22 protein-coding genes are annotated in these 21,910 nt (G+C 33.0%); 5 read left to right on the forward strand and 17 right to left on the reverse strand.

Annotated features, from left to right (window positions below):
- Positions 1–75 precede the first annotated feature (75 nt).
- The 3 genes from JM658_RS13520 to JM658_RS13530 form a co-directional block, all read right to left on the reverse strand.
- Positions 76–234 (reverse strand): lmo0937 family membrane protein, encoded by a 159-nt coding sequence (locus JM658_RS13520; RefSeq protein ID WP_236959810.1) that lies wholly within the window; start codon positions 232–234, stop codon positions 76–78.
- Positions 235–604: 370 nt separating this feature from the next.
- Positions 605–847: a hypothetical protein gene (locus tag JM658_RS13525; RefSeq protein ID WP_236959811.1), complete on the reverse strand. Its 243-nt coding sequence runs from the start codon at positions 845–847 to the stop codon at positions 605–607.
- A gap of 76 nt (positions 848–923) precedes the next feature.
- Positions 924–2,042 carry an alkene reductase gene (locus tag JM658_RS13530; RefSeq protein ID WP_236959812.1) on the reverse strand — a complete coding sequence of 373 codons (1,119 nt, stop codon included), beginning with the start codon at positions 2,040–2,042 and terminating at the stop codon, positions 924–926.
- 138 nt (positions 2,043–2,180) lie between these two features.
- Between JM658_RS13530 and JM658_RS13535 the strand changes: the two genes are divergently transcribed.
- The 3 genes from JM658_RS13535 (at position 2,181) to JM658_RS13545 (ending at position 4,611) form a co-directional block, all read left to right on the forward strand.
- On the forward strand, positions 2,181–3,524 hold the full coding sequence (locus JM658_RS13535) for an FAD-dependent oxidoreductase (RefSeq protein ID WP_236959813.1): 1,344 nt from the start codon (positions 2,181–2,183) through the stop codon (positions 3,522–3,524).
- Entirely contained in the window at positions 3,524–3,868 is a 345-nt protein-coding gene (locus tag JM658_RS13540) for a n-acetylglutamate synthase (protein ID WP_236959814.1), read from the forward strand. The genes JM658_RS13535 and JM658_RS13540 overlap by 1 nt, the downstream gene beginning before the upstream one ends.
- Before the next feature lie 95 nt (positions 3,869–3,963).
- Complete coding sequence (locus tag JM658_RS13545; RefSeq protein ID WP_236959815.1) at positions 3,964–4,611, forward strand: NAD(P)-dependent oxidoreductase; 648 nt, start codon at positions 3,964–3,966, stop codon at positions 4,609–4,611.
- A 1-nt stretch (position 4,612) separates the two neighbouring features.
- On the opposite strand, the gene JM658_RS13550 is transcribed toward JM658_RS13545, so the two are convergent.
- The 3 genes from JM658_RS13550 to JM658_RS13560 form a co-directional block, all read right to left on the reverse strand.
- Positions 4,613–6,451: an ABC transporter ATP-binding protein gene (locus JM658_RS13550; RefSeq protein ID WP_236959816.1), complete on the reverse strand. Its 1,839-nt coding sequence runs from the start codon at positions 6,449–6,451 to the stop codon at positions 4,613–4,615.
- 148 nt (positions 6,452–6,599) lie between these two features.
- Positions 6,600–7,379: a zinc ribbon domain-containing protein gene (locus JM658_RS13555; RefSeq protein ID WP_236959817.1), complete on the reverse strand. Its 780-nt coding sequence runs from the start codon at positions 7,377–7,379 to the stop codon at positions 6,600–6,602.
- A gap of 5 nt (positions 7,380–7,384) precedes the next feature.
- Positions 7,385–8,479, reverse strand: coding sequence for a Nif3-like dinuclear metal center hexameric protein (locus JM658_RS13560; RefSeq protein ID WP_236959891.1), 1,095 nt, complete (start codon positions 8,477–8,479; stop codon positions 7,385–7,387).
- Between the two features lie 44 nt (positions 8,480–8,523).
- Between JM658_RS13560 and lpxK the strand changes: the two genes are divergently transcribed.
- Positions 8,524–9,522 carry a tetraacyldisaccharide 4'-kinase gene (lpxK, locus tag JM658_RS13565; RefSeq protein WP_236959818.1) on the forward strand — a complete coding sequence of 333 codons (999 nt, stop codon included), beginning with the start codon at positions 8,524–8,526 and terminating at the stop codon, positions 9,520–9,522.
- A gap of 2 nt (positions 9,523–9,524) precedes the next feature.
- Here the strand turns inward: lpxK and JM658_RS13570 are convergent, their stop codons facing one another.
- From JM658_RS13570 to JM658_RS13615, 10 genes are all read right to left on the reverse strand, one after another.
- Positions 9,525–11,669, reverse strand: a complete 2,145-nt coding sequence (locus JM658_RS13570; protein WP_236959819.1) for a tetratricopeptide repeat-containing hybrid sensor histidine kinase/response regulator — start codon at positions 11,667–11,669, stop codon at positions 9,525–9,527.
- Between the two features lie 78 nt (positions 11,670–11,747).
- Positions 11,748–12,749, reverse strand: coding sequence for a type I glyceraldehyde-3-phosphate dehydrogenase (gene gap / locus JM658_RS13575; protein ID WP_236959820.1), 1,002 nt, complete (start codon positions 12,747–12,749; stop codon positions 11,748–11,750).
- A gap of 193 nt (positions 12,750–12,942) precedes the next feature.
- Positions 12,943–13,821, reverse strand: a complete 879-nt coding sequence (gene lipA / locus JM658_RS13580) for a lipoyl synthase (protein WP_236959821.1) — start codon at positions 13,819–13,821, stop codon at positions 12,943–12,945.
- An 83-nt stretch (positions 13,822–13,904) separates the two neighbouring features.
- Positions 13,905–15,119, reverse strand: coding sequence for an Nramp family divalent metal transporter (locus JM658_RS13585; RefSeq protein WP_236959822.1), 1,215 nt, complete (start codon positions 15,117–15,119; stop codon positions 13,905–13,907).
- Between the two features lie 51 nt (positions 15,120–15,170).
- Positions 15,171–15,740, reverse strand: coding sequence for an RNA polymerase sigma factor (locus JM658_RS13590; protein WP_236959823.1), 570 nt, complete (start codon positions 15,738–15,740; stop codon positions 15,171–15,173).
- Positions 15,741–15,859: 119 nt separating this feature from the next.
- A complete protein-coding gene (locus JM658_RS13595) occupies positions 15,860–16,063 on the reverse strand; it encodes a membrane or secreted protein (protein ID WP_236959824.1) in 204 nt (67 codons plus the stop codon).
- 177 nt (positions 16,064–16,240) lie between these two features.
- Complete coding sequence (locus JM658_RS13600; RefSeq protein ID WP_236959825.1) at positions 16,241–17,029, reverse strand: anti-sigma factor; 789 nt, start codon at positions 17,027–17,029, stop codon at positions 16,241–16,243.
- Positions 17,030–17,033: 4 nt separating this feature from the next.
- The gene (locus JM658_RS13605) at positions 17,034–17,600 is read right to left on the reverse strand and encodes an RNA polymerase sigma factor (protein ID WP_236959826.1); all 567 of its coding nucleotides are present in this window, start codon (positions 17,598–17,600) and stop codon (positions 17,034–17,036) included.
- A gap of 125 nt (positions 17,601–17,725) precedes the next feature.
- A complete protein-coding gene (gene murB, locus JM658_RS13610) occupies positions 17,726–18,748 on the reverse strand; it encodes a UDP-N-acetylmuramate dehydrogenase (RefSeq protein ID WP_236959827.1) in 1,023 nt (340 codons plus the stop codon).
- Positions 18,741–19,931, reverse strand: coding sequence for a pyridoxal phosphate-dependent aminotransferase (locus JM658_RS13615; protein ID WP_236959828.1), 1,191 nt, complete (start codon positions 19,929–19,931; stop codon positions 18,741–18,743). The genes murB and JM658_RS13615 overlap by 8 nt, the downstream gene beginning before the upstream one ends.
- Before the next feature lie 149 nt (positions 19,932–20,080).
- Between JM658_RS13615 and JM658_RS13620 the strand changes: the two genes are divergently transcribed.
- Positions 20,081–21,400 (forward strand): PDZ domain-containing protein, encoded by a 1,320-nt coding sequence (locus JM658_RS13620; protein ID WP_236959829.1) that lies wholly within the window; start codon positions 20,081–20,083, stop codon positions 21,398–21,400.
- A gap of 76 nt (positions 21,401–21,476) precedes the next feature.
- On the opposite strand, the gene JM658_RS13625 is transcribed toward JM658_RS13620, so the two are convergent.
- Positions 21,477–21,866 carry a DUF1573 domain-containing protein gene (locus tag JM658_RS13625; protein ID WP_236959892.1) on the reverse strand — a complete coding sequence of 130 codons (390 nt, stop codon included), beginning with the start codon at positions 21,864–21,866 and terminating at the stop codon, positions 21,477–21,479.
- Positions 21,867–21,910: the final 44 nt, after the last annotated feature.

Raw genomic sequence — 21,910 nt, forward strand, 5'->3', positions numbered from 1 at the left:
CTACTATGTAATGATTACTTTATATACGCTTCAATTTTAAGTTTGGATCTTTTAAAATTGATTTTTTTTAATTTTTTATGGTCTTCTACCTGTTGCGAGTCTATAAAGTATTCCTATAATGGCTAATATCAGTAAGATATGGATAAGACTTCCTACGGCTTCTCCAAACCCAAAATAGCCTACTAGCCACCCAATAATTAAAATAACAACGATTAACCAAATAATATCTCTCATAATTTTCTTTTTTATTTTTCATCTAACTGATAGCAGATGAAAAGTTGGTTTATATCATTAAATTAATCATTTGATTTCTTTTTGTAAGGTTATTTAACGAATTTTAACGCGTAAATTACTGTTATTGTGAAACATAGTTTTGTGCTGTTAATTTATAAATCTTGAAGTTTAATGAAGAGGTAAAAAGATAAAACCCTTACTAATTAGTAAGGGTTCATTGAAATATATATGGGCGCGTTAAGCGTTATTTTATGTGTGCTTTTAATATATACGGCACAAAAGAAGGTCTGGATTTTATGGTTTTGTTAAATAAAACTAAAAAGAAAGGGCTGCCAATTGGCAGCCCTTTCTTAAAGATAAATCTGTAATATTATTGTGGAGTGAGCTTATTAACACGTTCTTGGTAATCGTTAATAGCTTCTCTAACCATGTCTACGTTATCGGATGCTTTTTGATGCGCATCTTCCATTACTTTTTCTAGTTTAGCATCTGGATGCTGAAATAGATCTGTAATGACATGGTTGATTTTATCAATGCTACTTTCTTGAGTATTTTTAATATCCTCTAATTTCGAAAGTATTTTTTGCATTCTCTCCAATTTGTTTTCACTCATAATTTTTAATTTTTTTTGCCCAAAAAGCTGGGGGTTAAATAATTATTCCATTATAAGATACGAAATTTTTATAACATTAGCTATTTTTAGACTCTTGAGACTCTCTGTAAGTAGGGTAATCTATGTATCCTTTAGCTCCAGGAACATAAAATGTATCTTGATCCCATTCTGCTATTGGAGCATTTAGAGCAAAACGCTCAGGAAGATCTGGATTGGAAATAAAAGGTTTTCCAAACGCTACAAGATCTGCATCCCCTTCTTCTAAAACTTCATTTCCTCTTTCTTGATTAAAATTGGTATTAATCATTAGTGTTCCGCTATAAAGTGGTCTATAATGCTTTGCAATTTCTTTCACTAAAAATGGAACTTCAGATACATCTGTAAAGGGTTCAGAAAGGTGTAAGTAAGCCAAATTATAATCGTTAAGCCTTTCAACGATATAATCAAAAGTTGGAATAGTTTCTTCGTCTGCTGTCATTCCAAAAACACCATGTAAAGAAGGATTTAGTCGAACTCCAATTTTATTTTCTGGAAATACTTGTTTTATTTCATCTAATACCTCAAAAAAGAACCTCGTTTTGTTTACAATTGTTCCTCCGTAATCATCAGTTCTTTTATTAGAACTGTTGTTAAAGAATTGATGGAAAAGATATCCGTTTGAGGAGTGTATTTCTACCCCATCAAAACCAGCCTCTTTAGCATTTATTGCTGCCTTTTTAAAATCGCTAATAGTTCTTTTAATATCCTCAACTGTCATTTCTTTGGGAGTAACAGTCTCTTCAAAACCATTTGGCGTAAATACTTTTTCATTAGGGTTTATTGGGCTAGGAGCAAGTGGGAGTTCTCCATTATGAAAATAAGGATGCGATATTCTCCCTACATGCCAGAGTTGAGCAAATATTTTTCCTTCTTTATTATGAACAGCTTTGGTTACTTTTTTCCAGCCTTCAACTTGTGCCTTAGAATATATCCCTGGAGTATTTATATATCCCACAGCTTCTTTAGACACTTGTGTTCCTTCAGAAATAATTAAACCAGCACTAGCTCTTTGTTCATAATATTCTGCAATCATATCTGTAGGAGCATTCTCTTCATTATCTGCTCTAGAGCGAGTCATAGGAGCCATCACAATACTATTCTTTAATGTTATATTTCCTAAATTATAAGACGCTAATAGCGGTTGATTCGATTTCATATGTTCTAATTTTCATGTTCTTACTCAAATATAGTGATAGAAAGGTATTGATAAGGTTGACATAGGTTAATAAAACAGGATAATTTGTTAACTTTGTAAAGAATCCCGCATAAGCGGGACTTTTATATTTATATCCTCATGCAAACGCCAAAAAAAATCGCGATTACCGGTAGCGGACTCGTAGGAAGTTTATTAGCAATTTATTTAAGAAAAAGAGGTCATCATGTAGATGTTTTCGATAGACGTCCAGATATTAGGACCATGGAGTTCTCTGGAAGGTCTATAAATTTGGCGATGTCTACGAGAGGTTGGAAAGCCTTGGAAAATATAGGAATCGATCAGCCGATAAAAGAGATCTCTATTCCTATGGATAAAAGAGCAATTCACACCCCAGGAAAACCGGTTTATTTTCAGCATTATGGTAAAGAAGGGGAGGCTATTTATTCGATTTCTAGAGGGGTTTTAAATAAGAAAATGATCGATTTAGCAGAAGAAGCTGGCGTGAATTTTATTTTTGAATCTAAAGTATGGGATGTCTCGTTGGAGGAAGCAATAATATATACTGGAGATTCTGAAAAAGGGGAGTGGACACCGCATCAATATGATATTGTTTTTGGAGCAGATGGCGCTTTCTCTAGAATCCGCCATAAAATGCAACGTCGTAGCATGTTTAATTATAGTCAGGATTTCTTAAAAACAGGCTATAAAGAGCTTAGTATTCCTGCTAATAAAGATGGCTTTCATAAATTAAATAGTAATTCGCTGCACATTTGGCCTAGAGGGGAGTTTATGCTTATTGCTTTGCCTAATTTGGATGGTAGTTTTACTTGTACATTGTTTATGCCTTTAGAAGGAGAGAATTCTTTTGAAGGATTAGATACAAAGAGTAAATTGGATTCTTTTTTTAGAAATCATTTTGAAGATACTATGGAAGTGATTCCAGATCTTATGAAAGATTTTTTTAAGAATCCAACAAGCGCATTAGTAACGATTAAGTGTGAGCCTTGGTCTTCTGAAGATAAAGTGGCCTTGATAGGAGATGCCGCCCATGCAATTGTTCCATTCTACGGACAAGGGATGAATGCTGGATTTGAAGACATTTCTGTATTAAATGAACTTATGGACGAATATGGAGATGATTGGAAAACAATTTTTTCTGAATATGGAGCATCTAGAAAACCAAATACCGATGCGATTGCAGAATTAAGTTATAGGAATTTTATTGAAATGAGTTCGAAAACTGCAGACGCAAATTTTTTACTTCGTAAGAAAATTGAGAAGCATTTTTCTGATAAGCATCCTGATAAATGGATGCCTTTATACAGTAGAGTTACTTTTTCTGAAGCTCCTTATTCTGAAGCATTACGCGTAGGAGATTTTCAAAGAAATATAATGGACGGAGTAATGAAAATTAAGGATATCGAGTCTAAGTGGGATAGCCTTGAGGTTGAGAATACAATTCTAAAAGCATTGTCAAGTTAATGAAAAGGTTGAGTTATAATAATAAAGTGTTTCGAGCAGTCGCTAATTCTGAGAACGGACAAACCTCACAAGAAACATTGTTTTACTATAAACAAGAAGGAAACATTATTACTGCTGAATATAATGGTGGATGTATAATAAAAGGACATTTGATAGGAATCGTAGATGCGGAGAATAAGATAGATATGCGTTACCATCAAGTGGATGAAAATAATATAATAAGGACAGGAAGCTGTATATCCACACCTAAAGTATTGAAAAATGAAAAAATAAGACTTCATGAAGTTTGGGAATGGACTTCAGGAGATTTTTCTAGCGGGACTTCTATGATTGAAGAGGTGTAGATTTTGTTTCAACTGAAATAAATTAAACGCTTTTAGAATTAAAATAAATTATTACAAAATATTTATTTTCAATAAGTTCTCTTAACTTTATAACTATGGAAATTCTAGTAATTGGCGCTACTGGTAAAACTGGTAAGCACGTAGTAAAATTAGCATTGAATGGAGGGCATCATGTTACTGCTTTTGTAAGGTCTCCAGAGAAATTAAACCGACCCGAAACAGGAGTTAAGGTGGTTAAGGGTGATGCTTTGGATGAAATTACGGTGAAGAACCTTATTAATAATAATAAATTTGATGTTGTAGTAATAGCTGTAGGAGCAGCAGGTTTAAAATGCTCTTCTGTGCGTGCCGAAAGCACTAAAAATATTGTTTCTGCTTTAGAGGCTAGTAATAGTAAAGCCCGCCTTTGGGTTGTTAGTTCTGCAGGAACGAATGAAAGTATTGATCAGTTAGGTTTTTTAAGTAAAACATTTGTAAAAACAATCCTAAAAGGGCATATAGAAGATCATACTAATCAAGAGAATATTGTTAGAAACAGCTCATTACCATATACAATTGTTCGTCCTGTAGGTTTGAAAGAAGAAACCTCAAGAGAAGTAAGTTATGTTGCTTTAGAAAAAGGACGTGTTCCTACAGATCGTATTTATAGATCAGACGTAGCTCATTTTATTATAGATAATATTGAGAATCCTGAATATATAGGAAAAGCATTTACTTTATGTACTGTTCCAAAAAAGGCTTAATCTATTTGTAGCCAGAAGCCTGTAAGTCGAATAATTCTGAATAAAGTTTATTGTTTTCCATAAGCGCTTCATGCGTTCCAATTTCCAACACATTTCCGTCTTTCAAAACCAAAATAGTGTCTGCCATTCTCACGGTGCTAAATCTATGAGAGATAATTATACTTGTCTTTCCTTTAGTAAGTCCTATAAATCGTTCAAAGACATTAAATTCTGCCTTAGCATCAAGGGCTGAGGTTGGCTCATCTAAGATTAAAACAGCGGCATCTTTCATATATGCTCTTGCTAGTGCAATTTTTTGCCACTGTCCACCAGATAACTCCTGACCTTTATTGAAGCGTTTTCCTAACTGCTGATCAAACCCTTTTTTTAATTCACTAACCACTTCAGAAGCTAAACTCTGTTCCGCAGCTTTCTTTATCCGATCAATGTTTTCAATCTCATCGATTTTACCAACAGCAATATTTTCTTTTACTGTAAATTCATATTTAAAGAAATCTTGAAAAATCACACCAAATATCTTCTGATATTCATCTTTATTGAATTTTTTGATATCAATCCCATCCAAATAAATAGTTCCAGATGTAGGTTCATAAAAGCGTAAGAATAATTTTATTAGGGTTGTTTTTCCAGCACCATTCTGACCAACAAAAGCCATTTTTTCTCCCGCTTTAAGCTTAAAAGAAATTCCTTTTAGCGTATACTCTGTATTTCCTGGATATTTAAAAGTTACATTTTCAACAGTAAAACCGTCTTTAATTTCCTTAGGAAAAGGAATTTCTGCCTCTGTACTTTTTTTAATCTTTAAATCAATGAAGTCGAAATAGTCTTTTAAATACAATGCACTTTGTGAGATTCTAGTAAATCTTGTGAAGAAACCTTGTAGATTAGTTCTTAGTCTATTAAAGGATCCACTTAAGAAAGTGAGCTCTCCAATAGTAATTACCCCAGTTAAAACACGATAAATAATAAGTACAAATGCAGCATAGTAAGATAATACACCAAGGAGATTAAAAAGTGCGCCGTATGTACTTCTTTTTAAAGCAATGTTTTTATTTAAAAGGTAATACTCGTCAGAAAGGACTTTAAATCTTTTGGCCACATAATCTGTTAATCCAAAAAGTTTAATTTCTTTGGCTGTTTTATCATTCGCTCCAACATATCTTAAATAATCTAATTCCCTGCGTTCGGAAGTCCAACTTCTAGCTAGCGAATAACTTTGGGAACTAAATTTAATTTCATTTATAAAAGAAGGTATGATACTAAGCACTAAAATAACAATAAGAATGGGTTCAAAGTAGATAAGACCAGCAATTAAAGAAATCATGCTGATTATACTTTGGACTTGAGTCAGGATATTAGACATGAGGTTTACTCGACTCGTTGTCTGCGTTCTTGCTCTTTCTAATTTGTCATAGAATTCTGGGTCTTCGAGTTGACTAATTTCAATTTCGTTTGTTTTTTTTATAATAGTAACCGAAGATTTATTAGCATATAAGTCGCCTAGCAAACTGTCTGTTAATGTAATTAATCTACTTATTAAGTCAGAAAGGATAGCCACCGTTAATTCTAAAGCTACATATTTCCATAATAGGGTGTAGTCTTTGTCTGGAGTGTTTATTTGGAGAATAATTTCATCTATAATAAGTTTTCCAACCCATAATAAGATTACTGGAGAAAATGCATTTAAAAGTCTTGCGGAGGTATTTATGACATACATCGACCTATGCGTTTTCCATATTTCTGATAGAAATCTAGGGATATATTTAAAGGCAGCAAAAGAATCTCTAAGAGAGGTTTTTTCCTTTTTCTTTTCTTTTAAGGATTGTAGTTTTCTAACCAATTTTTATTTTTTATACTTTATGAGTTTACCTCTAGCGTGGTAATAATTATACTTTATATCTAATATTAAAAATAGGAAATGTATTTTTAAATGATCCCATAAAAAAAGCCTCGCACATGCGAGGCTTTTTAATGAAAATATTATGAGCTTAAATTGAAGCGAAAAGAGCTTCCATTTTTTGCTTTTCTTCTTCAGCAAGTGTAGGATCAACTAAAATTCTACCACTGTGCTCATCAGTAATAATTTTTTTACGAGAAGCAATTTCCATCTGTACTTGAGGTGGGATTGTGAAGAAAGATCCTCCAGAAGCTCCACGCTCGATAGCAACTACTGCTAAACCATTCTTAACATTCTCGCGAATTCTTTTATAAGCTGAAAGAAGTCTTGGCTCGATAAGGTCTTCATAAGAAAGACTCTTGTCCATTAAAGTTTTTTCTTCTTTTTCAGTTTCTTTAAGAATATCATCAAGTTCTCCTTTTTTGTGCTTTAAGTGGCTTTCTCTTTCAGCTAAACGTTCTTTAGATTGATTGATAACCTCTTTCTTTTGCTCAATTTGAACTTTGAATTCTCTAATGTGCTTTTCAGCTAATTCAATTTCTAATTCTTGGAACTCAATCTCTTTAGATAAAGAGTTGAACTCTCTGTTATTACGAACATTTTTTTGTTGCTCGTTGTATTTCTTAATAGAACTTTTAGATTCCTCGATTAGATTCTTCTTAGCAGAAATCTCTTGAGTTATTTCTTCAAGGCTCCCGTTGAGTTTATCCATACGTGTTCTTAAGCCTTCTACTTCATCTTCTAGGTCTTCTACCTCTAAAGGTAATTCACCACGAACATTTCTAATTTCATCGATTCTAGAATCGATAAGCTGCAAGTCGTATAAGGTTCTTAACTTTTCTTCTACTGTTGCTTCTATTTTTTTTGCCATATTACTTATAAATACTTGACGGGATTTGTATTACAAACTGATAAAACGATTGCAAAATTAGTGATTTTTTTCGTAAGATACTCAACTAAAAGATCTTTTGTGTATTGTTCTGTTTCATAATGGCCAATATCTGCTATAATTATCTTATTTTCAGCCTTATAAAAGTCGTGGTATTTCACGTCTCCAGTAATATAAATATCAGCACCAGCAGCAATAGCATTAGGTATTGCAAACGCGCCGCTACCACCTAGAACAGCCACTTTTTTTATTTTTTTATTTAATAACTCTGAGTGTCTTACACATCCAGTTTGCATACGTTCTTTTACGAATTTAAGAAATTCTATTGGATTTTGAGCAGTTTCTAGTTCTGCAATCATCCCAATACCAATATGTTGGTTGGTATTTTCGAGACTTGTTACTTCATAAGCAACTTCTTCATAGGGATGATTATTGAATAGCACTTTTAATAAAGCTCCTTCTTTATGCTTCGGAAAAGTGATTCCTATTTGAGTCTCTTCCTCATAATGAGTAGTTCCTTTTGTGCCAACAACAGGGTTAGAGGCTTCGTTTCCTTTAAAACTTCCTGTACCTTTAATATTAAAACTACATTCTTCATAATTACCAATAGTACCTCCGCCTGCTTCGAATAATGCTTTTCGTAACGCTTCTGCATTTTTGTTAGGAACAAAAGTGACTAGTTTTTTTATGGTGTCTTTCTGCGGAATAAGAACTTTTTTGTTTTTTAACCCTAAAACATCACATATTTTAGCATTTACACCTACAAAACTATTGTCTAAAGCGGTATGAGGCGAGTAAATAGCAATATTGTTTTTTATGGCTTTTAGAACGACACGCTCTACATAACTTTTACCAGTAATCTTTTTTAGTCCACCAAATATAATAGGATGAAAGCTTACAATAAGATTACATTTTTTCTCGATAGCTTCATCTACAACAGCCTCTAAGGTGTCTAAACATACCAAAACGCCAGTTAGATTTTCATTTTTATCACCAACTAATAGGCCAACATTGTCAAAATCTTCCGCATAGGAAAGTGGTGCTATTTCTTCAATGATATTAATTACATCTTTAATAAGCATACGATCATTTTTTTTCAAAGATAAAATATTCTAATTTCGCTTATATGCGAAGATGGAGAAAATTGCTCTTACCATTCTCATGGATCTATGGAGCTATAATATTTGTACGGAATTACTTATTTGATATTCAGTTTTTCAAATCAGCGGAATATCAGTTCCCTGTTATTTGCATCGGGAATCTTAGTGTAGGAGGAACTGGAAAAACTCCGATGACAGAATATGTTTCGCAACTTCTTAAAGATACATTTAAAACAGCAATATTAAGTAGGGGATATAAAAGAGCAACCAAGGGTTTTGTTTTAGCAACAGATAAGGCTACCGTAGAAAGCATTGGAGATGAACCTTTTCAATATCATAATAAATTAAAAGATGTTACTGTAGCTGTAGATGAAGATAGGCAACATGGTATTTTGAGTTTGAAGGAAGCTATAAATCCCGAGGTAATTATATTGGATGATGCCTTTCAGCATCGTAAAGTTAAAGCTGGATTAAATATCCTTTTAACAATGTACGGCGACCTTTATCCTGATGATCTGCTTCTTCCAGCAGGTAATTTACGCGATTTAAAAGGACAGGCCAAGCGAGCAGAAATCATTGTGGTAACAAAATGCCCAAGTGATTTATCGAAGAATAGGCAAGTAGAAATTATTAATAAGTTGAAGGTAGCGGCAAGTCAAAAAGTGTTTTTTGCAACAATTTCATACAAAGAAAAAGTGTTATCTAATAAGGAGTCTATTCTTTTAGAGGAATTAAAGAACAAGAATGTGACGCTGGTAACTGGAATTGCAAATCCAGAACCGCTTTTAATTCATTTAAAGGAACAAGGAATTAATTTTGACCACCATAAATTCCCTGATCACCATAATTTTTCTACTTCAGAAATTGAAATGTTTAAAACGAAAGACTTTATTCTTACTACTGAAAAGGATTTTGTGAGGCTAGAAAAGCATCTTTCAAATGTATATTGTCTTCCAATTGAAACTAAATTTATAAACAATAAGGAAGGCTTTGATGCTTCTATCTTAGCATTTTCTGGTGAGTAAAATTAAACTCTGCTACTAGATTTTAAAATTGAGTTCCCTATTATTTTATAGAATAAATCAGGTTTAAATGGCTTTGTAATTACATCATTGCAACCAGCTGCAAAGAAATCGTCTGTACTTTCGTCTATCGTAAGTGCGGTTAATGCTATTATAGGAATGGCGCGATCAAAAGTTCGAATTTCTTCTGTAGCTTTCAAGCCGCTAATTCCAGGCATATGGATATCCATTAAGATGAGGTCGTAGTTGTTCTCTTTAGCGAGTTTAACTGCGTCATAACCATTGTCGGCAACATCACAGGTGATTCCTTTTTTGGCTAACATTTTCTTAGTGATAACCTGGTTGATTTTATTGTCTTCAACTACTAAGAAATATAAATCTTTCAGAATAGCTTCTTCTAGTTCTTCGGTTTCTTCTTCAATAATTTCTGAAGGCTCAGGTAATAAGAAATCTAGATCGAAATAGAAAGAGCTTCCCATTCCGATTTCACTTTTCACATTAATATCACTATCAAACATGCTTAGTAAGCTCCTTACAATTGTTAGTCCAAGTCCCGTTCCTCCATATTTTCTATTTATTTGGATGGAACCTTGCGAGAAACTTTCAAATATGTTTTTCTGCATCTCCTCAGAAATTCCTATTCCTTCATCATTAACTTCAAAATGAACTTTATAGATGTCTTGTTGTGAACTGATGAGTTTTACATTAACGATTACTTTTCCATTTTCAGTAAACTTAAGGGCGTTTCCAACAAGGTTAATTAATATTTGAGATAGTTTTAATGGGTCCCCAATTAATTTTCGAGGAACGTTTTCATCAATATTTAAAATGATGGTATTCTTATTCTCTTTTGCTGTTTGCTTGAGTGAATAAACAACATCTTCAAGAGTTTTATTGATGTCGAAAATCAGTTTTTCAGCAATTAATTTATTAGCATCAATTTTATTGATTTGAAGGATGTCATTTATAAAGTCTAAAAGGTATTCACCAGAAAACTTTAAAGATTTTAGGTGTTCTTTCTGACTGTCTTTTGGATTTTCTTCTAACAATAAATGTGTTAACCCAGTAACAGCATATAATGGTGTTCTCAATTCATGGCTAACAGTAGATAAAAACTGACCTTTAGCGCGCATCGCTCTTTCAGCTTCTTCTTTTGCTAGTTGTAATTCTTTATTCTTCTTTAAAAGAAGGTCGTTTGTTTTAAATTTTATTTGATTATTTCTATATAATGAAATGGTCAATAATGAGATTATTATCAAAAGTGCAGAGCTAAGAACAGAAGTTAACTTAGAGATATTTACTTTTTGCTGTTGCTCAATCTCATCCTGGCTCATTCTTGCAATTACATTGTTTAAGAACTTCGCCTCATTTGTGTATGCTGCCTCATTTTGTTTTCTTACAATATCAGGTCCAAAATATTTTAAACGAATACTATCCGCTTTTTTGTAATAAAGTAAAGCGGCGTAATAATCTCCTTTGTTACTTGCTATTCGGTTCTTTAATAAATTGGTGCCGAGTAATATTTCTGGGAAATTATGTCGTGCAGCTGTTCTTAAAACATTATCTAAAAGTATTTCTGCACTTTGAATATTGTCACCATCGGCATAAATTTTTGCTAGTGTAAGTTGTGTAGCAGCAGATAAGTATTCTTTTTCATATTTATGATCTGGAGGGATCATTTTTTGGAAAATAGTCTTGGCTTTACCTGTTTCTCCTAATTCGGTGTAGATAAGTCCTTGATAAAAGAGAACAGTATTTAAAAGACTTGTGTTTTTGTAATCTAAAACTTCTAAAGATTCACTTATAGAGGCATATGCTTTATCAGATTCTTTATTCTTAGCGTGTAAGTAACCTTCTAAAATTGCTGTAAGAGCTCTCCCATTATTGTACTTATATAAATTTAGAACTTCTCGAGCTTCTTTTAAATAAATATCAGGATTTATAGGCTTCTCATATTGAATATTTAGTCGGGCAGAAAGGTTGTAGAAATCTACAATAGATTCAATGTTATCAGTACTTGCGGCAATCTGAAGGCCTTTTTCAATTTCTGATAAAGCGATCTCATAATCACCATTATTTTTATGTTTGTATACGCGCTTAGTTATAGATTCAATACTGTCTTTAAAGACAATGCTGTCTTGTGCTGCCATAGTATAGGGCAGCGTAAGTATAAAGATTAAGAGGGCTACAAAGCGCATAATTACATAAGTGCTATGCAGTAAATATAATTATTTCTGTTTAATAAGTTGAATTAAATCGATAATCCGACTGCTATATCCGTATTCGTTATCATACCAACCAATTATTTTGATCATTTTACCAATAACCGAGGTCATTTGGGAATCAAACGTACAAGAATAAGGGTTGTTGATAATATCTACAGATACAATTGGATCTTCTGTGTATGCCAAGATATTTTTTAATGAACCTTCTGAAGCTTTTTTAAATGCTTCGTTAACTTCTTCAATAGAAGTTTCTTTACTTACATTAAATGTAATGTCTGTTAAAGATCCATCTGGAACGGGAACACGAATTCCACATCCTCCAATGGTTTTACTAAGCTCAGGAAAAATACCTGTTAAAGCTTTTGCAGCACCCGTTGTTGTAGGAACGATTGATTGTCCTGCGGCGCGAGCTCTTCGTAAATCGCGGTGAGGCTGATCGTGAAGACTTTGGTCTGAAGTGTAGGAGTGTACCGTGGTTATATAAGCCTGCTCAATTCCGCATAGCTCTTTTATAACCTTTATCATCGGAGCTGCGTTATTGGTAGTGCAAGAAGCATTAGAAATAATGTCTTCACTTCCGTCCAGAATGCCTTCATTTACTCCTAAAACAACCATTTTTATAGACTCATCATCAGGAGGAACAGATAAGATTACTTTTTTTGCTCCGCCAATAATATGATGCTGTAACTGATCTCTAGTTTTAAATTTTCCAGTGGCTTCAATTACAATATCAACATTAAATGGTTGCCAATTGATAGAATTTAAAGTTTTACAATTCAGTAAAGGAAAAGAAGTGTTGTTTACAATAATATGATCTCTATCGTATTGAACGTCTTCGTGTAAAACGCCATGAATACTGTCGTATTTTATTAAATGGCTTAAAGTTCTTGCGTCCGCAAGGTCGTTTATAGCAACTACTTCTAATTCTGGATGATCTAAAAGTAATCTAAAAACTGTACGTCCTATTCTTCCAAAGCCATTAATGGCAATTCTTGTTTTTCCCAAAATTGTTTATTCTATCCCTGCAAAGGGTAAATTCCAAGATTTATATAATCTAGTGAATTTTAATTATTTTATAAAATATGTTATTACCGATATAATCATGTAAGGATTGATCTTTTAAATCTAATCTTACATCTTATTTTAGATTGAAAATGTTTCAGATAAATTCTTTGACAATATTGTCTTTAAGAATTATTTATTCAAGGTGTTTATGCGCTTTATAAGAAGATCTTACCAAAGCTCCACTCTCTACGTGTCTGAATCCTAAGTCTAAACCAATCTCTTCGTATTTTTTAAATTGATCTGGAGTAATAAACTGTTTTACAGGTAAATGCTTTTTTGAAGGCTGTAAATACTGACCTATAGTTACTACATCTACATTAGCATTTCTTAGATCGTGTAATGTTTCGATGACTTCATCTTCTTTTTCACCAAGACCAAGCATTATTCCCGACTTAGTTCTATTAATTCCTTGATCTTTTAAGTATTTTAAAACAGCAAGACTACGGTCGTATTTAGCTTGTATACGAACCTCACGAGTTAATCTTCTAACAGTTTCCATGTTATGAGAAACAACTTCTGGAGCTACTTCTACAATTCGATCTATATTACGTTCTACTCCTTGAAAGTCTGGAATTAGCGTTTCTAGAGTGGTAGTAGGATTCATTCTACGGATAGATTTAACAGTTTCTGCCCATATAATAGATCCCATGTCTTTTAAATCGTCACGGTCTACAGAAGTTATAACAGCATGCTTTATGCTCATTATCTTGATGGAACGAGCTACTTTTTCAGGCTCTTCCCAGTCAATAGTATCTGGTCTCCCTGTTTTCACACCACAGAAACCACATGACCTTGTACAAACATTACCTAGGATCATAAAAGTTGCAGTTCCTTCACCCCAGCATTCTCCCATATTAGGGCAACTACCAGAGGTACAAATAGTATGAAGGTTATATTTATCAACTAAACCTCTTAACTCTGTATATTTCTTTCCAGTCGGTAACTTTACTCGTAACCATTTTGGTTTTCCTTTTTTAGGAGGAGCAATGCTACTTTCAGTATCTACACTCATATCGAAATTTTAGATGACAAAGATACGAAGTTAAGTTTGAAAATTAAGTGATCATAATTTAATTATGAATAGGGGATTTGTTTTTAGAGTGTGGTAAGATACCAAATAGAAAAACCTACTAAAAAAGCAATTCCAGCCCAGCTTAAAAAGTGCATGCCTTTGCTTGGTCTCCATTTTTTAGGCATATGTTTAGAGGTTACTAATTTGTAGTTTATAATTGCGTAAAATGGAGCAGTGACAAAAGATAAAATAGTGGCAATATCTATTAGTGTTTTCATTTCAGACATTAAAAAAAGCAATATGCAAATTGTCCCGATAGCAAGAATAATAATCCAGCTTATAGAAACATGCTTCCCTTTAATATTAAATAAAAGCGCTGTACTTTTTGTCATAGCTCGTGGAGAAGCATCTAATGTAGTTAGTGTAGTGCTAAACATGGCAGTAAAAGCAGCAATTGCAATAATATAATAGGTTGAAGGCCCTAAAGTTTCGGTGTACATATTTATAAACTGAAAAGCGAATTGCGTTGCTCCGCTACTAAACTGCTCTTCCGTTTGATGCATTACTAAAGCCCCAAGACTAAGAAAGAATACACCTAGAATTATAGTGCTTAAATACCCAATATTAAAATCGGTTATGGATCGCTTTGTTTTATAAGATTTTAAAGTTTTCTTTTTCTCGATAGCCCATAAAGAATGCCAAACAGAAATATCTAAAGGAGCGGGCATCCATCCCATAAAGGCAATTACAAATGCCAAGCCTGTAGCTTCTGTAGGTAATATTTGAGTGAAATCTATAGTTTCTGTAGTTCTTGTTACTGCTAAAATTATCGCAGTTAGTGTACAAATTGTGAGCATCGTAATTATAACCTTCATAAGGTTGTCTAGGAGCTTGTACTTCCCTAAAATTAAAATGGTAATACAGATAATTGTAATGACGATACTCCATAGTATCGGGTCGGCAGAAATACCAAATAAGTTAGAAGCTAATCCAGCTGTTACAATGGTTACTGCTGTTTGGATAGTAAACATAGTGGCTAGATTCAGTATAAAATAGATATACAATACACCTTTGCCAAGTTTTTTATAGCCATCTAAAAGGCTTTCTCCAGTAGCCATTGCATAACGAGGTCCGTATTGAAAGAATGGATATTTGAAAAGATGAGCTAATAGAAGTGCCCATAATAATCCGTAGCCGTAATCAGCTCCGGCGCGTGTGGATTGTACTAAATGTGATACACCAATAGCGGCTCCAGCAAATAATAGTCCTGGACCTAGTTTTTTAAGAAAGTCTTTCAAGTTGGTAATTTGGTTGCTTACTGATTATTTCGGGGTGAAAATAATAAAATATTATTTCTTTTTCTGATGTATTATTTCAGCAAGTAATTTTTTAGCTCTTAAGAGTTTTACTTTTACATTATTGAGTGGCTCATTTAATTCTTTAGCAATTTCAGCATAAGACAATTCTTGAAAATATCTTAAGTTTATTACTTGTTGATAATGAGGTTTTAGTTTTTTTATGTGCTGAAGTAGGGTGGCAAGATTTTGTTCTGTAATTAAATTGTCTTCTGCAGTAGGAGTATCATCAGCAAGATTATAAATATTGTTTTCTTCTTGTTGAAAAGCTTTATGCGACAGTTCAGATTTTTTCTTTCGAACTAAATCTATATGTACATTCTTGGAGATTGTAATGAGCCATGTTTTAAATTCATAGTCCTCATTATACGTATTTATTTTATCGAAGGCTTTAGAGAAAGTTCTGATAGTAATATCCTCAGCTTCATTTTCATTTCTTGTACGCAATAATTGAAAGCTATAAACATCTACCCAGAATTTATTTAAGAGAAAGCTAAATGATTTTTGATCACCTTCTTTCGCATGATTAATATATTCTTGGATGTGTTTGGTTGTTTCTTGCAATACAATTTTATTTTTTCGTTCCTAATAAAGATAATAAATTGATAATGGTAATAAGAAGGATACAACAAAATTCTTAAGAAGAATCAATCAAAAGATCTAAATATAATGGGAGCTAGAATTTACTTTTGCTTGTTTTCAGCTTTACAATCTTGCTCATCTGGCATTTTTCCGCAAAAGCTACACGCTTCTCCTTCTGTGTTTAAAAATGGCGATTGACTAGCGCATGTTCCAGCAAATTTACCATCTTTTTTACCCCAGATTTTAATTGCAATTCCAGCAAAAGCTAAACCTAATAATACAATACTAATTAATAAAAGTTTCATTTCTTGTTACTTTCTTTATGTAGTTAGACGTATGAGGTTTGCGAACATTTCATTTCACCTCGAAAAAGTCACTACAAAGGTACAAAACATCAGTATAAATAGGTATAAAGCTATCTTAAAAATAAAACCCCTTAAGTTTTAGTTAAGGGGTTTATCAATTTTTATATGTGCTTTATGCTATTCGTCTTCTTCAATTTTAATATTAGCAACCTCACTATCTATAGAGGCAAAATCATTATTTCCTTTAGATTCTATAGTTATTTTATAGTTAGATGCATTGTCTTGAAATGGTAACGACATTAATTTTCTGTCAGCCTTTTCTAAAACACCCAAGCTTACCATTTCTCCATTTACCTCTGCCCACATTTTAAACTCTTTATCTTCTGGGAGTTTTGGCATTGATAATACATTGATGGCCGAAATTTTTTCTTTAGGATTTATATATGCTACAGATCTTAAGTTCTTTGCACGTTCATTACCATAAATCACATATTTACGTGTTTCAGGATCATTAAGAACAGCATATTTACTTTTCATATTTTCCAACTTAGAGTTGGTATTTATGATATCGCTTTTAAGGTTATCAATTTGAGTTGCAATTGTGCTCTTCTCGTTTGATAATAATTTGTTTTGCTTCCAAAGAGTAATTGTAGTGGCTCCAAAGAGGAAAGTAGTAATACAAGCAGCTACAAAATACCAAGGAATTCCTTTCTTTGGTGCGTTGAGTTCTTTTGTCTCAGATTTTAATTGAGCCAGTACATCCTCTTTTACGCTGATAGGAGCTTGTTTAGCATGTGCCTTAGCGTAGAGTTCCAAATTTTCTTGGAGTACTTCATATTCTTGTTGTACTTCTGGGTACGTGTCAAGATAATGTTCAACACGAACTTCTTCTTCATGAGTTGTTTCGCCTATCATGTAGCGTTCTAACAAATCACTTTCTAAAAATATTTTTATCTCGTCTTTCATGGCTTTACTGAATTATCAAATAAAACAAAATAGCTATTATAGCAGGATCATAGATTCGTCTTAACTCTCTAAGTCCAATTTTGAGTCGGGATTTGATAGTTCCTAGAGGGATGTCTAATGCTTCGCTGGCTTCTTGCTGAGTCATGCCTTGGAAGAATAAGGCTTCCATTACTATTTGATATTTATCGTCGAGCGTACTTAAATGCTTTTTAATATCAATATGGTCTGGGTTTACACTTTCAACTCCTAAATTATATACGTCTGAAACTTCGATTTGGATTTCCTGATTGCCTTTTAAATTTACACTTCTTATTTTATCGATTGCTGTATTTCGAGTAATTCGAAACATCCACGTAAAAAGTTTTGACTTTTTAGCGTCGTAAGTGTCAATTTTTTTCCAGATTTTCATCAAGCTTATCTGAAGAACATCTTTGGCTAAATCCTCGTCTTTAGTGATCTTAAGCGCAACTCCAAAAAGAGTATCACCATAATACTCATATAAAAGAGACATGCCTTTTTCATCTCCTTCATTTAGAAGTGTAATTATATTTTTTTCAAGAAGTTGACTCATGTAAATTTATGCTTGTAACATATAATAAAGATTTCCACAGAAGTTATATCTTAAAAATCTATGGGGCTCAAATTTATTAATTAAAACGATAAAATACACATGTACGTATATTTTATAGATGGCAATTAATAAATATTAACTTCGGGTTCGATAGTGATACCGAATTTCTCTTTAACGCTTTTTTGTATTTTAAGAGCTAGATTCCATATTTCCTCTCCTGTTGCATTTCCGTAATTAACAAGAACAAGTGCTTGGTTTTTATGAACTCCAGCATCTCCAAATCTTTTTCCTTTAAAGCCACATTGCTCAATTAACCAACCTGCAGGAATTTTTATTTCAGAAGAAGAAACTATATAATGCGGAACAGCGGGATTTTTCTGTTGAAGTTCCTTGAAATCTGCATCACTAATAATCGGGTTTTTAAAAAAACTACCGCTATTTCCTAACTCTTTAGGGTCTGGGAGTTTACTTTTACGAATGCTAATAACAGCATCAGAAACATCTTTAATAGAGGGAGTTGTAATATTTTGCTTCTCAAGCTCACTTTCAATCGCTCCATAAGAGATATTTATATTTTTAGGTTCCGATTTCAATTTAAAAGTAACAGACGTAATAATATATAATCCTTTGTTGTTTTTGAAGTAAGAATCTCGATAGCCAAATTCACATGCTTCTTTAGAGAAAACTTTGGTTTCTAACGTTTTTGTGTTTAACGCTTCGCATGAATAAAAAACGTCTTTAAGTTCTACTCCATACGCGCCAATATTTTGTATTGGAGCAGTGCCAACATTCCCAGGAATCAAAGATAGATTTTCAATCCCTCCTAGATTATTATCTATTGCCCATAAAACAAATTCATGCCAATTTTCGCCTGCTTGTACTTTTATATAAGTGTAATCCTCATCTTTTTCAAGAATTTCTTTTCCTCTAAGATTAAGCTGTATTACCAATGCTTCAACACTTTTAGTTAAAAGCATATTACTGCCTCCTCCTAAAATAAATTTCTCAGGATACTCTTCTAAAGAGAGTACTTCCTTAAGCTTACTAACAGAGGAAACAGTAATAAAATTTTTTGCATCTACATCTATTCCAAACGTATTGTATGGTTTTAATGAAATGTTGTGAGCAATGGTATTTTCTTTATGCATTGTATTGCTTTAAAGCTTCTTTAAGGATAGAAACTGCTTTAATTAGATTCTCTTTCTTTAATACATAAGCAATACGAACCTGATCTTTTCCAATTCCAGGAGTAGAGTAGAAGCCAGCTGCAGGAGCTACCATTACAGTTTCTCCCTCCAATTGGAAATCTTCTAAAAGCCACTGTGCAAAGTCATCAGAATTTTCCACAGGTAACTGAGCGATACAGTAAAAAGCTCCTTGTGGTTTTGCTACAGTAACACCTTCGATCTTATTAAGTTCAGAAATCAAAAGATCTCTTCTCTCTACATATTCTTCAATTACTTCATCAAAATAACTTTGAGGTGTGTCTAAAGCAGCCTCACTAGCAATTAAAGCAAAAGAAGGAGGTGACAGCCTTGCTTGTGCAAATTTTAGAGCTGTAGTCATAACTTCTTTATTTCTAGAAATCATACAGCCAATACGTGCGCCACACATACTGTAGCGTTTAGAAACAGAATCGACTACGATTGCATTTTTTTCTAATCCTTCTACTTGTAATATAGAGTAATGCTCTGCGCCGTCATATGCAAACTCACGATATACTTCATCAGCAATTAAAAACAAATCGTGTTTTTTTACAATTACTGCTAATTTTTGAATCTCTTCTTTGGTATAAAGATATCCAGTTGGATTCCCTGGGTTGCAAATTAAAATAGCTTTTGTTTTTGGAGTGATAAGCTTTTCGAAATCCTCGATTGGAGGCAAAGCAAAGTTATTGTCAATTTTAGACTCCACAGGAACAACTTTCACGCCAGAAGCAGTTGCAAAACCATTATAATTGGCATAAAATGGTTCAGGAATAATAATTTCATCATCAATATCGGTAATCGTACCCATGGTAAACATAAGTGCTTCCGAGCCTCCGGTAGTAATAATTATCTCGTTCGGATTTACATCGATATCTCTTCCGCCGTAATAATTAGCTAATTTTGTTCTATATTCTTCAGAACCTTCACTTCTACTATATTCAAGTATTTCTAGCGTGTTATTTTTAACAGCATCAAGAGCTACTTGTGGGGTTTTAATATCGGGTTGTCCAATATTTAAGTGAAATACATTTACTCCTCTTTTCTTAGCATCTTCTGCAAAGGGAACTAGCTTTCTTATTGGGGACTCAGGCATTTTAATACCTTTCTCAGAAATTGTTGGCATATCTCAAATTTTATGTGCTGCAAATTTGCGAAATATATTTTATAATTCCTTATAAACAGAAGGTTCTTCTTAAGAGTGTTACATGTTAAATTTAATGAAGGGAAACGTTTTTTTTATTAAATTTATAAGAATACAACAAATTTAGGGAGATGAAAAGGTTAAAGCATAGTTTTGTTTTATCAATATTCATCGTTTGCTTTATATCTTATGGTCAAGGTAACTTCTCTTTGAAAGATAATGAGAAGTTCGAAAAAATAAGATTTGACTTTGTAAATAATCTTATCATATTGCCCATAGAAGTAAATGGTGTGGAACTCTCATTTATTCTAGATACTGGAGTTAACAAGCCAATTCTCTTCAATATTACTCCAGAAGATTCTATACAGATTAAAAACACCAAGGAAATCCACATTCGTGGGTTAGGAGGCGGTGATCCTATAAATGCACTCCATTCTGAAGGCAATACTTTTAAGCTAGGGAATGTATTTAATTATAGTCAGGACTTTTATCTTATATCTGATAGTAATATAAATTTTTCGCCTCGGATAGGTTATAAGGTGCATGGGATTATTGGTTACGACTTACTGAAAAATTTTATTGTTGAAATTGACTATTCTTCAGAAAAAATTAAGTTTAGTAATGTCGATTCTTATAATTATAAAAACTGTAGAAAGTGTGAAACTCTACCTTTAGAGCTTGAAGATAGTAAGGCTTATGTGTATGCAGATATAAAACAATTTACTTCTTTGGATAAAAAGAAAGTAAAATTACTTTTAGATACCGGTAGTTGCGATGCTATTTGGCTCTTTCAAAATACGGAAAAAGAAATTTCAGGACCTCTTAAATTTTTCGATGATTTCTTAGGGTTTGGTCTCAGTGGAAAAATACATGGCAAGCGAGCTAGAATTCAACGATTTTCTTTGGGCGATTTTCAGCTAAAAGAAGCTAAAGTCGCTTATCCTGATGCTACAGCATTGAAATATCTCACTTCATTGAGAGATAGAAATGGATCTATAGGTTCCGAAATACTAAGGCGGTTTGATTTAGTATTAGATTATCCCGGAGGAAAGATAACTTTTAAGAAAAACGGAAATTTTAAAGATCCTTTTAAATATAATATGAGTGGAATTGAGTTGCAGCATAACGGACTAAGAATGGTGAAAGCTATGGTTAATGAAGCTAACAACCTTGCTGACAATGGAAAGAAAATCTATTTACATGGGGAGTATGATTTTAAACTTCATCCAGCTTTAGAGATTGCAGAATTACGAGCGGGAAGTCCAGCTGAGATTGTAGGTTTACGCCCAGGGGATGTGATTATGAAGGTTAATAATAGAGAAGTGCATGAGTATTCTTTACAAGAGGTGAGTGAGATGATAAATGAAAAAGTAGGGAAAAAAGTAATTGTAACGGTAGATAGAAACGGGTCAGAGTTGAAGTTTGCTTTTCAGTTAATGAAGGTGTTGTAATTATTGAAGTAGGCATAAAAAAAAGCGATTTCAATTTCTGAAATCGCTTTTGTAATAGTTAAACTAAAAGTTTAAATTATTTTCCCGAGCTATTAGCAAGTACAGTTCCTTTAATCTTAACAGCTACAGTAGGTGTTGCAGCATTAGATTCTACTGTAATAGTTTTTCTAATTGGTCCAACACGGTTTGTGTCATATTTAACCTCAATTACTCCAGTTTCTCCAGGAGCTACAGGTCCTTTAGGTTTTTTAGGGATTGTACATCCACAACTAGACCTAACATTAGTAACAACTAAAGGCACAGCTCCAGTATTAGTGAATTCAAATACACGTACACCATCACTCCCTTTAGCGATCTCACCGTAGTCGATCACATCTTGTTTAAATTCTATTTTAGCCGTTTTGTCTTGAGCTGTAGCTGCAAAGCTTATAACTCCAACAAATAAAAGCATAATTAATTTTTTCATCATTTTTCAGATTTAAGTGAACATCAAATTTAACTACTTTTAAG

Origin of the sequence: Joostella atrarenae (assembly GCF_021764745.1) — a bacterium.
Taxonomy (GTDB): Bacteria; Bacteroidota; Bacteroidia; order Flavobacteriales; family Flavobacteriaceae; genus Galbibacter; species Galbibacter atrarenae.